4 protein-coding genes are annotated in these 3,951 nt (G+C 69.9%); all 4 read left to right on the forward strand.

What is annotated here, in order from left to right; translation table 11 throughout:
- Positions 1-199 precede the first annotated feature (199 nt).
- The 4 genes from DKT69_RS35425 (at position 200) to DKT69_RS35440 (ending at position 3,844) form a co-directional block, all read left to right on the forward strand.
- Complete coding sequence (locus tag DKT69_RS35425; RefSeq protein ID WP_109805728.1) at positions 200-736, forward strand: DUF4240 domain-containing protein; 537 nt, start codon at positions 200-202, stop codon at positions 734-736.
- Positions 737-854: 118 nt separating this feature from the next.
- Positions 855-2,732, forward strand: a complete 1,878-nt coding sequence (gene lepA, locus DKT69_RS35430) for a translation elongation factor 4 (protein WP_109805729.1) — start codon at positions 855-857, stop codon at positions 2,730-2,732.
- Between the two features lie 317 nt (positions 2,733-3,049).
- Complete coding sequence (locus DKT69_RS35435; protein ID WP_109805730.1) at positions 3,050-3,340, forward strand: GlsB/YeaQ/YmgE family stress response membrane protein; 291 nt, start codon at positions 3,050-3,052, stop codon at positions 3,338-3,340.
- 219 nt (positions 3,341-3,559) lie between these two features.
- Positions 3,560-3,844 (forward strand): GlsB/YeaQ/YmgE family stress response membrane protein, encoded by a 285-nt coding sequence (locus DKT69_RS35440; protein ID WP_089013026.1) that lies wholly within the window; start codon positions 3,560-3,562, stop codon positions 3,842-3,844.
- Positions 3,845-3,951: the final 107 nt, after the last annotated feature.

Raw genomic sequence — 3,951 nt, forward strand, 5'->3', positions numbered from 1 at the left:
CGCGGTCGCGGGCCGCCGAGCCGCCCCGCGACCGCGTCCCGCAGGCCGGCCGGCAGCGCCGCCCAGGCGGGGCGCACGGCGGTGGCGTCGTACGGCACCGGGGGCAGCGAGATCGCGGGCACCCGCCCATGCTGCCCGACGGTGCCCGCCCGGTCGTGCCGGCGGTCGGGTGTCGGTCGGCTCTGCCAGACTGCCAGCCATGCGGACCGACGACTTCTGGCAGCTGATCGACCGGGCCCGGGAGGGCGGCGGGGGAGAGCCCGACGCCATCGCCGCCCGGGCGGTCGCCCTGCTGGCCGAGCGGGACCCGGACGACATCGTCGAGTACGCCCACCACCAGCGGCGGGTGCTCGCGGCGTCCTACCGGGTGGACCTGTGGGGCGCGGCCTATCTGATCAACGGGGGCGCCTCCGGCGACGGCTTCGAGTACTTCCGTGGCTGGCTGATGACCCAGGGCCGGGCGGTGTTCGCCCGGGCGGTCGCCGCCCCCGACTCCCTCGCCGAGCTGCCCCGCGTGCGGGCCGCCGCGCTCAGCGGCGAGGAGTTCGAGTGCGAGGACATGCTCGCGGTGCCCTGGGAGGCGTACCGGAAGGCCACCGCGGCCGACCTGCCGGCGGACCGCGACCCGGTGCCGGTGCCCGATCTGAACGACTTCTGGGACTTCGACGACGACGAGGAGGCGCGTCGCCGGCTGCCCCGGCTCGCCGCCCTCTTCGTCGAGCCGCCGGCGGAGTGACCGATCGGGCCTTCGACGGCAGCCAGGAGTGATCGGACCGCGTCCGGAGCGACGTGGGAGCATAGAGGGGGCCGGCGCGTGCCGGCCCCCTCACGTCAGCCGACCAGAACGGACCGCTGTGCCACCGAAGCTCGATCCCGGCGCGAATGCTCCTGGTGCCACCGACCCCGGTCGCATCCGGAACTTCGGCATCATCGCCCACATCGATCACGGGAAGTCGACCCTGGCCGACCGGATGTTGCAGCTCACCGGCGTGGTCGACCCCCGGCAGATGCGTGCCCAGTACCTGGACCGGATGGACATCGAGCGCGAGCGCGGCATCACGATCAAGAGCCAGGCCGTCCGGATGCCGTGGACCATCCGCGAGGGTGAGCGGGCCGGTGAGCACGCGGTGCTCAACATGATCGACACGCCGGGGCACGTCGACTTCACGTACGAGGTGTCCCGGTCGCTGGCCGCCTGCGAGGGAGCCGTGTTGCTGGTCGACGCCGCACAGGGCATCGAGGCGCAGACCCTGGCCAACCTCTACCTGGCGCTCGAGAACGACCTGCGCATCATCCCGGTGCTCAACAAGATCGACCTGCCGGCCGCCCAGCCCGAGAAGTACGCCGAGGAGCTCGCCCACCTGATCGGTGGCGACCCGGCGGACTGCATCAGGGTCTCCGGCAAGACCGGCGAGGGCGTGCCGTACCTGCTGGACGAGATCGTCCGGCAGTTCCAGCCCCCGGTCGGCGACGCCGACGCCCCGGCCCGGGCGATGATCTTCGACTCGGTGTACGACGTCTACCGGGGCGTGGTCACCTACGTCCGGGTGATTGACGGGCGGATCAGCGCGCGCGACCGGATCAAGATGATGTCCACCGCCGCGGTGCACGAGCTGCTGGAGATCGGCGTCATCTCGCCGGAGATGGTGAAGGCCGACGCACTCGGCGTCGGCGAGGTGGGTTACCTGATCACCGGAGTGAAGGACGTCCGCCAGTCCCGGGTGGGTGACACCGTCACCATCAATTCGCGGCCGGCGGCCCAGGCCCTCGGCGGCTACAAGGACCCGAAGCCGATGGTCTACTCGGGCCTCTACCCGATCGACGGGTCGGACTACCCGAACCTGCGCGAGGCGCTGGACAAGCTCAAGCTCAACGATGCCGCGCTCGACTACGAGCCGGAGACGTCGGGGGCGCTGGGCTTCGGCTTCCGCTGCGGCTTCCTCGGCCTGCTGCACCTGGAGATCATCCGGGAGCGGCTGGAGCGCGAGTACAACCTCGATCTGATCTCCACCGCGCCGAACGTGGTCTACCGGGCCATCACCGAGGACGGCCAGGAGATCGTGGTGACCAACCCGAGCGAGTACCCGACCGGCAAGATCGCCGAGGTGTACGAGCCCGTCGTCCGGGCCACCGTGCTCACCCCGAACGACTACGTCGGCGCCGTCATAGAGCTGTGCCAGGGTCGCCGGGGCAGCCTGCTCGGCATGGACTACCTCTCCGCGGACCGGGTGGAGCTGCGCTACACCCTGCCCCTCGCGGAGATCATCTTCGACTTCTTCGACCAGCTCAAGAGCCGCACCAAGGGCTACGCCTCGCTGGACTACGAGCCATCCGGCGAGCAGGCCTCCGAGCTGGTCAAGGTCGACATCCTGCTGCACGGCGAGCCGGTGGACGCGTTCAGCGCGATCGTGCACAAGGACAAGGCGTACAACTACGGCGTCACCATCGCGGCGAAGCTGCGCAACCTGATCCCCCGCCAGCAGTTCGAGGTGCCGATCCAGGCCGCCATCGGCAGCCGCGTGATCGCCCGGGAGACCATCCGGGCGATCCGCAAGGACGTGCTCGCCAAGTGCTACGGCGGTGACATCAGCCGGAAGCGCAAGCTGCTGGAGAAGCAGAAGGAAGGCAAGAAGCGGATGAAGATGGTCGGCCGGGTGGAGGTGCCGCAGGAGGCCTTCATCGCCGCGCTCTCCTCCGACTCCGGGGACGGCAAGGCCCCCGGCAAGAAGTAGCCCCGCTCGCGTCACCCCAGCACGGCCGGCGCCCCGCCGGAGCGACCCGCACCCGGGTCCTCCGCGCGGGGCGCCGCCGTTCGTGGTCGTACCGTCGATGAATTTCTCCCGTCCCGGACGCCGTCGTCGGGTCGGCCGGCACCCGCTCCCACCTGCGGGGTGTCGCCTGCTGCCCGAACCGACGCGCGGCCCGGACATCGACCTTGCACGACGTCCGGCAGATTGACTCGGTTTGGATTTCCGGTCGCTCGGGCACTTAGCGGTCACGACAGGAACCACACGACACCGTGTGAAACTTCTGAAGAAGGAGGGCGACCGTGGAGCTCACCGTGTGGGGCATCATCACCGCCATCGTTGTTGGTCTCATCGTCGGCGCTCTGGGCCGCCTGGTCGTTCCGGGTCGCCAGAACATGCCGATGTGGCTGCACATGCTGATCGGTATCGGCGCCGCGCTGCTCGGTACGGTCATCGCCCGGGCGCTGGGCATCGCCACCGAGACCGCCGGTATCGACTGGCTGGAACTGCTGGTCCAGGTCGTGGTGGCCGCCATCGCCGTGGCCCTGGTGGCGGCCGGCGTGGGTCGTCGCCGCAGCGTCTCCCGCTACTGACCCAGCCTGAACTGCCGAAACGGGCGCCCGACCGGCAGGTCGGGCGCCCGTTCCGCATTGTGTCCAGGTGCGGCCGCACCGCGAAATATTCCACGGATTCGACCCCCAGGATGCCTTCGTCACCCGAGTCGGTTTGGGTTTTCGGCCGGTCGGGCAATTGGCGGTGACGGCAGGAAACACACGACAGCGTGTGACTCGATTACTGAAGGAGGAGCGACCGTGGAGCTCACCGTCTGGGGCATCATCACCGCGCTCATCGTTGGTCTCATCGTCGGCGCTCTGGGCCGCCTGGTCGTACCGGGCCGTCAGAACATGCCGATGTGGCTGCACATGCTGATCGGCGTCGGCGCCGCGCTGCTCGGCACGATCGTCGCCCGCGCCTCGGGCTTCGCCGACACCGCCGGCATCGACTGGCGGGAGCTGCTGCTGCAGGTCCTGTTCGCCGCCATCGCCGTGGCCCTGGTGGCCGGCGTGGGTCGTCGCCGGAGCGTCTCCCGGTACTGACACACCCTGAATTGCTGAAGCGGGCGCCCGACCGGAAGGTCGGGCGCCCGCGTCGTGCGTGCCCTGTCTCTTATACCCATCTCCGAGCCCACGAGACGCGTAGTAAA

The sequence above is a fragment of the Micromonospora sicca genome, from assembly GCF_003172935.1.
In the GTDB taxonomy this organism is placed as follows: Bacteria; Actinomycetota; Actinomycetes; order Mycobacteriales; family Micromonosporaceae; genus Micromonospora; species Micromonospora sicca.